This is a genomic window from Streptomyces sp. SPB074 (assembly GCF_000154905.1).
Lineage (GTDB): Bacteria > Actinomycetota > Actinomycetes > Streptomycetales > Streptomycetaceae > Streptomyces.
Window position 1 is genome coordinate 763,423 of sequence record NZ_GG770539.1, and the last position, 6,875, is coordinate 770,297.

The window sequence follows — 6,875 nt, forward strand, 5'->3', positions numbered from 1 at the left end:
GGTGCCCACGCGCGACCAGATGCCGGTGCCCGCGCGGCTCACCGTGGGCGCGCCCCGGCTGCCGCGCGGGGCCGGGCTCGTCGTCGTGGTGAACACCGGCGCGGGCTCGCCCGACCGCGTGCGCAGCCTGCGCGACGCGCTGCCCGAGGCGGAGGTGGTCGAGTGCGAGGGCCCGGGGCTCGCCGAGGCCCTGGAGGAGGCCGCGCGGCGGGCGAAGGCGCTCGGGATCAGCGGTGGCGACGGCTCCATCAACACGGCGGCCGGGGTCGCGCTGCGGCACGAGCTGCCGCTCGTCGTGCTGCCCGGCGGGACGCTCAACCACTTCGCGTACGACCTCGGCATAGAGGATGTACGGGACGCCTACCGGGCCGTCGAGCTGGGCGAGGCGGTCCTGGTGGACGTGGGGCGCTGGCGCACCGACTGCCGTGACGCCGAGGACGGCTGGACCTCGGGCTTCTTCCTCAACACGTTCAGTCTCGGCGTGTACCCGGAGCTGGTCAGGGAGCGCGAGAAGTGGTCGGGCAAGCTCGGCGGGCGCCTCGCGGACGTGGCCGCCGCCGTGCACGTCCTGCGCCGCGACCGCCCGCTCCAGGCCGACATCGGCGGCCACCGCGAACCGCTGTGGCTCCTCTTCGCGGGCAACGGCCTCTACGGCCGCCCCGGTCTCACGGCGGGCCGCCGCACCGACCTCGCCGACGGCCTCCTCGACGTGCGTACGGTGCGCGGCGGTGGCCGCCCGAGCGTCCGCCTCCTCGGCGCGGCCCTCGCCGGGCCGCTCACCCGCTCCCCCTTCCACGCCGCCCGCCGCCTGCACCGGCTCCGCGTCACCGGCATCGAGCCGGGCACGCCGCTGGCCCACGACGGCGAGGTCGCGGAGGCGGGCCGAGTGGTCGAACTGGACAAGCTGCACGAGGCGCTGACGGTGTACCGGCCGATAGACGTGTGAGGGAGACCGTTCGGCCCCGGAGAAGCGTGTCTCGTATCGCAAGACGCCGGTCTCACCCATCGACATGCGGCGTAGCGTGAGGGCACCGAATCCTCCGGGACCGAAGGAGTTCCGCCATGCCGGAAACCGCTGAGCCCTCCGCCGAGACCGCCGTCTACACGCACGGCCACCACGAGTCCGTGCTGCGCTCGCACAGCTGGCGCACCGCCGGGAACTCGGCGGCCTATCTGCTGCCGCACCTCAAGCCGCACATGCGGGTGCTCGACCTGGGCTGCGGTCCCGGGACGATCACCGCGGACCTCGCCGCGCTCGTCCCGCGGGGGCACGTCACGGGCATCGACGCCTCGGACGCCGTGCTCGCCAAGGCGGCGGCGGAGGCCGAGCGGCGCGGGCTCGCCAACGTGGACTTCGCGACCGGGGACGGGCACGCGCTCGCGTACCCCGACGACACCTTCTGCGTCGCGCACGCGCACCAGGTGCTCCAGCACGTGGGCGATCCGGTGGGCGTGCTGCGGGAGTTGCGGCGGGTCGTGAAGCCGGGCGGCATCGTGGCGGTGCGCGACGCGGACTACGCGGCGATGACGTGGTACCCCGAGGTGCCGGGGCTCGGCGACTGGCTCGACCTGTACGAGCGCGTGGCGCGCGCCAACGGCGGGGAACCGGACGCGGGGCGGCGGCTGCGCGCCTGGGCGCGCGCGGCGGGCTTCACGGACGTCACCTCCTCGGCGGCGACCTGGTGCTACGCGACGCCGGACCAAGATGACGTGCTGGAGCGGCAAGTAGACGAACTGCACCTCTGACTTCGCGTAACCGGAGCGCGCGACGGGCGGCGGGCACGCGGACGCCGCCGGGCTGGAGGCGGTCTCGGCGGCGTGGCGGGAGTGGGGGCGGAGCCCGGACGCGTGGTTCGGGGTGCTGCACGGGGAGATTCTGTGCCGGGTGTGAGGCGGCGGCGGGTGTGCCCCGTCCTGTGCGGGCCGCCGCCCCGTCCCGGCCGGGCTCCCGCCGTCAGTTCACGAGCATCCGTACCGAGGCCGTGATCGCGTCCGCGTCGATGCCGGCGATGGCGAGGCTCTGCGCGGGGGTCGCGGAGCCGGGCATGTTGCGCACGCCGAGGCGCACCAGACGCGGGACGGGGCGGCCGTCGTCGAAGGCGGAGGCGACGGCGTCGCCGATGCCGCCCTCGGGGTGGTGGTCCTCGACGGTGAGGAGGCAGCCGGTCTCCTCGGCGGCCCTCCACAGCGTCTCGCGGTCCACGGGCTTGACCGAGTACAGGTCCACGACCCGTACCGCGATGCCCTCGGCCGCGAGCCGGTCGGCCGCCGCCAGGGCCTCGTGGAGGGTCTGGCCCGCGGCGACGAGGGTGAGCCGGTCCGTACTGCCGGAGCGGAGCGTCTTCGAACCACCGACGGGGAACTCCTCGTCGGGGCCGTAGAGGACGGCGTTGGCGCCGCGCGTGGTGCGCAGGTACGAGATGCCCTCGATGTCGGCCATGGCGGCGGTCAGGTGCGCGGCGGCGTTGGCGTCGGCCGGGTAGAGGACCGTCGAGCCGTGCACGGAGCGCATCATCGCGAGGTCTTCGACGCCCATCTGCGAGGGCCCGTCCTCGCCGATGGCGACCCCGGAGTGCGAGCCGCACAGGGCCAGGCTGACCTGGCTGATGGCGGCCATGCGGATGAAGTCGTGGGCGCGGGTGAGGAAGGCCGCGAAACTGCCGGCGAAGGGCCGCCAGCCGCGTGCCGCCATGCCGACGGCCGCGCCGACCATCTGCTGCTCCGCGATGTACATCTCGAAGTAGCGCTCGGGGTGTTCCTTCGCGAAGAACTCGGCGCGGGTGGAGTCCCCGACCTCGCCGTCGAGGACGACGACGTCGCGCCGCGAGGTGCCCAGCGCGGTGAGCGCCTTGCCGTAGGCGTCGCGGGTCGCGACCTCCTCGCCGCCCTTGTCCCAGCGGGGCAGGTCGAGCGCGGCGGGCGCCGGCTCGCGCCGGCCCGGCGAGCCCTTGGGCGTGCGGACCGAGACGCGGATGTCGCGCACGCCCCCGAGTTCCGCGATGGCCGCCTCGGGGTCCTTGAGCGGTTTGCCGTGCAGGCCCTCGTGGTCGGCCGCCGCGCGGACGCCCTGGCCCTTGATCGTGCGGGCGAGGATCACGGTGGGTTCCCCGCGTGTGGACTCGGCCTCGCGGTAGGCGGCGTCGATCTCGCGAACGTCGTGGCCGTCGATCTCGATGGTGTGCCAGCCGAAGGCGGCGAAGCGGCGGGCGTAGGCGTCGAGGTCGTGGCCGTGGCGGGTGGGGCCGCGCTGGCCGAGGCGGTTGACGTCGATGAGGGCGGTGAGGTGGTCGAGGTGCAGGGCGCCCGCGGCCTCCGCCGCCTCCCACACGGAGCCCTCGGCGATCTCGCTGTCGCCGCACAGGACCCACACCCGGCTGTCGGTGCGGTCCAGGTCGCGCGCGCTGAGCGCGAGGCCGACGCCGACCGGGAGCCCCTGACCGAGCGAACCGGTCGCCACGTCGACCCAGGGGATGCGCGGGGTGGGGTGGCCGTCGAGACGGCTGCTCTCCTTGCGGAAGGTCAGCAGTTCTTCGTCGCTGACGGCTCCGGCGGCCTTGAACATCGCGTAGAGGACCGGCGAGGCGTGGCCCTTGGACAGCACGAAGCGGTCGTTGGTGGCGAGCTCGGGGGCGGCGAAGTCGTAGCGCAGGTGCCGGGCGAAGAGCACGGCGACGAGATCGGCGGCGGACATCGACGAGGTCGCGTGCCCGGAGCCCGCGGCGTCGGTCGCCCGCACCGAGTCCACCCGCAACTGCTGCCCGAGTTCCGCGAGCGCGTCGAGGTTCTCGGGATCGAGCGGCGTGCCGGTGCCGGATTCACTCGGCATGGTGACTCCTTTCGTACGGATGCGTACGCGGGGTGCACGGGACGTGCACGAGCGCGGCTCTTCGGGTCCCCGTGGGCACGACGGGCAAACGTGTGACCGAGGCGTTTCTCCCGGTTCTCCCAGTATGGGAAGGGGAGAGGCATCGCGCGCGGTGGGGAAATGGACGTTGCGGGCGGGGGCGGGTCGCGGGCAGTGGGCGGGCGTGCGAGGGACGCGAGCACCCGAGGCTGGCGGCCGGAAACGATCACGTGGCGCGGGCGGGCCAACTAGGCTCTGGTCCATGGAGATTCTGGGTACCACGCTCCGTGTGTGTGTCGATGACCTGGACCGCACGGTCCCGTTCTACGAACGACTCGTCGGCCGGCCCGCCGAGCGCTTCGACCGCGGCAACGTCTCGGTCGCCGCCGTGGGCTGCTTCCTGCTGATGAGCGGCCCCGAGGCCGAGATCGAGGTGTTGCGCCAGGTGCGGGCGACGCTCGCGGTCCCCGACGTGGAGGAGGCGGCGGTCGCACTGCTCGCCTCTGGCGGCCGCGTCCTGGCCGGCCCCATCGGCTCGGCGGCGGGACGCACGCTGGTGGCACTGCACCAGGACGGGAGCATCTTCGAGTACGCGGACCGCGGCGGGGCGGGGCACGACTGAGGGTGGGCCGGGAGGCGGGCGGCCGGGCCCAGGGGGCGCCCCCCGGACGGAAGGGGGCTGTGCACACCCCGCGTACGCCCCGTTGGCGTGCCGTCGCCCCTCCAGAGCGCGTTGCAGAAACGCGGTGAGGCGTAAAGCCGCAAGCTCGGCAGTGAAGTCACGGGCAGAGCGTCGACCGTGTTCAGGATCCGAGGCGTCGACCGACACCATCCTCACGAACCGCTCTCCGGCCAGCGCGCCAAAACCATCCCGCCCGGGGCGCCCAGGAGGAATGGTCAAGACCTGTGGATCAAGTCAGTCGCGGTGGTGTCGCTGACACAGGCGACGACTGGCTTCAGCACGGACGCGTCGGGTTCTTGCTCCGAGCCCCAGGGCTGGCCCACGGCGATTGACCGCGGCAGGGTTCATTCGCGCAGACGACGGGCGAGGAATTCCCGCTCCGCGATGATCTCGGCCATCGCGCGGGCCCAGGCAGTGCACCCAGCGTCGGTCAGCAGTAGCACCGCGAGCCGGTCGAGGTGGCGGATGATGGCCGGCTGCACCATCGCCTTATCCGGGTCGTGCCGGATTCCGGTCACCAGATCGGCTTCGTCTTCGACACGGACGACGGCCAGCTCATGCCGGTAGTGGGCGAAACGCCGGTGCTCGTCCTGGGCGGAACCGTTGAGGTCATTCACGCGGCGGCCTCCTCGTCCTCGGCGTTGCAGATCTCCTGGATCGCCCGCTTGGCAGCGGGCTGGGCCGGGCTAGCCGGGGCATGTGGGCAGTCCGGTCCATGCGCCGGAGGACTCGCGATATCCGTCGGTCATCGCGATCAGTTCCTCGGTGCCGTCGGCCCAGACCTGCACGGAGGCAGTGGCGAACAGATCGCGGTCCATGAACGCGGCACGGTCGGCCTGCCGCACCTCGCTGCTCTTCGGGGACTTCCGTGCCCACGGCGACAGGATCGCCGAGGAGAACCGCTTGCGTTCACCCGCGGCCTCGTTGATGCGCTTGTCGTGCACGCGCGGGGCCTTGACCTGGACGACTCAGGCGGAGGTGGTGACCTTCAGCGGCTGGTGACCGCCGTTGCGCACGACCGGACGGTGACCGCTCTCGTCCCGCCCTCCGCGCGCCACCCGAGCCCCGGTCCACAGGTCCTGAGCATTGCCCCGGCCCAGGCAGAATGAGCGGCATGGTCGATGAAGAAGACGACGACTTCACGCTGCCGCGGGGGGCGACAGGTTTCTACCGGCCGAAGGACGGCCCGCTTCCCGAGATCGAACTCAAGGCGTTCCGGACCGCCCTGTATGCCGCCGCCCGCCTCGCTGGAGGCGAAGCAGGTGAGGTGGAGGAACGGGTGTACCCCCGAACCTTCCACACGGCAACGGTCGTTGAACGCGAGGGCGAGAAGGTGGTCCTGTGCCACGCTCACTACCCCTGGGTAGCCTTCGCCGACGCACGGCGGGACTGGTACGGAGAGGACTTCCTCGCGCCGCCCCCGTGGGCTCACGCCTTCACCGACGCGGGCTTCACGGTCCTGAGCAACGAACGACTCGCCACACCACTCTCGGGCGTGGACACCTCAGTGCTCACGCAGGGCGAGTGGCGAGAAATCCGCTTCTACGGCATCACCACGTTGGGCGGAGTCCTCTTCAACGCCTGGGACTGACACATCGGCAGGAGGCGCCGCGCCGACGCCGACCGTTATATGACAGGCCAAAGGCTGTTGCCGGAGGATGGACGGGGCAGAGCGACATGGCGTTTGACCTGCTGATTCAGCCCGTCGTGGCGCGCTTCTGCGGCGGCTGTCTGCGCCATGGACGACCTGGCAGACGGTGGCTGGGGGGATCCCGACGAGCGGGGCAAGCTAGCGCAACGCGGGGTTGGCCCGGTAGTAAAAGGCCACCAACAGGACCCGGTCCGCCAGTGGTAGGCACCACGGGTGCCCTTCACCCCTCCCGCCTTGCGATCCCGTAGGCCGCCGTCGCCGCCACCCCGCGATCCGCGTCCCGTGTCAGCCCGGCCAGGATGCGCGCCGCGCTCGGGCCCCGGATCTCCGTGAGGGCCTGCGCGATCCGCCGTCGCACCGCCGGCTGCGCACCGGCGTTCTCCAGGGCCTCAGCGAGCAGACCGACGATGCGCTCCCGCGTCGTCGCCCCTGACGGCTCCCGGCCGCCCTCCGCGCCTCCCCCTTCCGACAGCCCGCCGCCGCTCTCCCCCACCGCGCTCTCTTCTTCCCCCTCGCCACCGCCGACCTCCCCCAGCCCCTCACCCGCCGGGATGCCCGCCCCCTCTCTCGCGCCGTCGCCCCCCGCGCTCCCCTCCGCCAAGCCGCTCAGCGCGTCTCCCGCGTCCACGTCCCGCCGCCCCGCGACCACCATGTCCACGAGGGCCGGGACCGTCTCCTCGTGGCCGCGCGCTGCCAGG

At 72.8% G+C, this 6,875-nt stretch carries 5 protein-coding genes and 4 pseudogenes; 4 read left to right on the top strand and 5 right to left on the bottom strand.

Features of this window, described 5'->3' with window-relative positions:
* Together SSBG_RS03095 and SSBG_RS03100 are read left to right on the top strand one after the other, a co-directional pair.
* On the top strand, positions 1-946 hold a 946-nt coding region (locus SSBG_RS03095), incomplete at its 5' end, for a diacylglycerol/lipid kinase family protein (protein ID WP_037868818.1).
* A gap of 116 nt (positions 947-1,062) precedes the next feature.
* A pseudogene (locus tag SSBG_RS03100) lies at positions 1,063-1,891 on the top strand (class I SAM-dependent methyltransferase).
* A 63-nt stretch (positions 1,892-1,954) separates the two neighbouring features.
* On the opposite strand, the gene SSBG_RS03105 reads toward SSBG_RS03100, so the two are convergent.
* A complete protein-coding gene (locus SSBG_RS03105; protein WP_008744774.1) occupies positions 1,955-3,826 on the bottom strand; it encodes a transketolase in 1,872 nt (623 codons plus the stop codon).
* Between the two features lie 280 nt (positions 3,827-4,106).
* On the opposite strand from SSBG_RS03105, the gene SSBG_RS03110 reads away from it, so the two are divergent.
* A complete protein-coding gene (locus SSBG_RS03110; protein ID WP_008744775.1) occupies positions 4,107-4,466 on the top strand; it encodes a VOC family protein in 360 nt (119 codons plus the stop codon).
* A 404-nt stretch (positions 4,467-4,870) separates the two neighbouring features.
* Here SSBG_RS03110 and SSBG_RS03115 read toward each other — a convergent pair whose 3' ends face one another.
* On the bottom strand, positions 4,871-5,143 hold the full coding sequence (locus tag SSBG_RS03115; protein ID WP_008744776.1) for a hypothetical protein: 273 nt from the start codon (positions 5,141-5,143) through the stop codon (positions 4,871-4,873).
* Positions 5,144-5,230: 87 nt separating this feature from the next.
* Positions 5,231-5,569: pseudogene (locus SSBG_RS35625) on the bottom strand (IS256 family transposase); the annotation flags it as partial.
* Positions 5,570-5,640: 71 nt separating this feature from the next.
* Between SSBG_RS35625 and SSBG_RS03125 the strand changes: the two are divergent.
* Complete coding sequence (locus tag SSBG_RS03125; protein ID WP_037868821.1) at positions 5,641-6,117, top strand: hypothetical protein; 477 nt, start codon at positions 5,641-5,643, stop codon at positions 6,115-6,117.
* A 201-nt stretch (positions 6,118-6,318) separates the two neighbouring features.
* Here SSBG_RS03125 and SSBG_RS35990 read toward each other — a convergent pair.
* Positions 6,319-6,408, bottom strand: a pseudogene (locus SSBG_RS35990) (IS5/IS1182 family transposase); the annotation flags it as partial.
* A pseudogene (locus tag SSBG_RS33565) lies at positions 6,398-6,875 on the bottom strand (hypothetical protein); the annotation flags it as partial. The pseudogenes SSBG_RS33565 and SSBG_RS35990, both read right to left, overlap by 11 nt.

What these genes read in the sequence shown, in the direction of transcription:
- SSBG_RS03105 (WP_008744774.1), bottom strand. Translation starts at nt 3,826, where the DNA reads ATGCCGAGTGAATCCGGCACCGGCACGCCGCTCGATCCCGAGAACCTC.
- SSBG_RS03110 (WP_008744775.1), top strand. Translation starts at nt 4,107, where the DNA reads ATGGAGATTCTGGGTACCACGCTCCGTGTGTGTGTCGATGACCTGGAC.
- SSBG_RS03125 (WP_037868821.1), top strand. Translation starts at nt 5,641, where the DNA reads ATGGTCGATGAAGAAGACGACGACTTCACGCTGCCGCGGGGGGCGACA.